Origin of the sequence: Bradyrhizobium sp. NBAIM18, assembly GCF_020193825.1 — a bacterium.
GTDB lineage: Bacteria > Pseudomonadota > Alphaproteobacteria > Rhizobiales > Xanthobacteraceae > Bradyrhizobium > Bradyrhizobium yuanmingense.
This window is the reverse complement of sequence record NZ_JADYVO010000063.1, coordinates 1-1,056: the sequence shown is the minus strand read 5'-3', so window position 1 is coordinate 1,056 and position 1,056 is coordinate 1. Positions and strand designations below refer to the sequence as shown.

At 61.2% G+C, this 1,056-nt stretch carries 1 protein-coding gene; it reads left to right on the top strand.

All coding sequences use genetic code 11. The features are described from left to right. Nucleotides 1–1,056, top strand: a 1,056-nt coding sequence (locus I6F17_RS37410) for a DUF4082 domain-containing protein (protein WP_225190481.1), incomplete at both ends; no start/stop codon positions are given.

The window sequence follows — 1,056 nt, the reverse complement described above, 5'->3', positions numbered from 1 at the left end:
CGCTGGCTATGCCGGCGCGGCGAGCTTCACCTACACGATCACGGACACCAGCGGCCAGAGCGGGTCCGGCCAGGTGTCGCTCAAGGTCAACTATCCGGCCTCGGCGCAGAGCCTGTTCGGCACCAATGATGCGCCAAGCGTCCCCAATTCCGGCGATACCAGCCCCGTCGAAGTCGGAGTCAAGTTCACCGCATCGGTGAACGGGACAATAACCGGCCTGCGCTTCTACAAGGGTTCGTTGAATACCGGTCCCCATATTGCGGATCTCTGGAGCTCGACCGGTACCCTGCTTGCAACCGCGACGTTCACGAACGAGACCGCCTCCGGCTGGCAGCAGGTCAATTTCTCCACCCCGGTCGCGATCACGGCAGGGACCACGTACGTCGCGTCCTATCACACCAACGGCAATTATTCCGGTACCCAGAACTATTTCGCGACGTCGCTTGCCAATGGCCAGTTGACGGCACCGGCGGGCGCCAACGGGGTCTATGCCTATGGATCTGGAAGCGCGTTCCCGACGAATAGCTTTAAATCCTCCAACTACTGGGTCGACGTCGTCTTCAACGGATCCGCCGCAGCCAGTGCGCCCCAAGCCAATGCGGACAGCGGCTTCACAGTTAGCCAGAATGGGGTGCTGAATATTGCGGCATCGACGTTGCTCGCGAACGACACCAACGCATCCGGATTGGCTTTCTCGATCACCGGCGTCAGCAACGCTTCCAACGGCAGCGTAAGCTACAATTCGCAGAACCAGACCGTGACCTTCACGCCCACCGCTGGCTATGCCGGCGCGGCGAGCTTCACCTACACGATCACGGACACCAGCGGCCAGAGCGGGTCCGGCCAGGTGTCGCTCAAGGTCAACTATCCGGCCTCGGCGCAGAGCCTGTTCGGCACCAATGATGCGCCAAGCGTCCCCAATTCCGGCGATACCAGCCCCGTCGAAGTCGGAGTCAAGTTCACCGCATCGGTGAACGGGACAATAACCGGCCTGCGCTTCTACAAGGGTTCGTTGAATACCGGTCCCCATATTGCGGATCTCTGGAGCTCGACCGG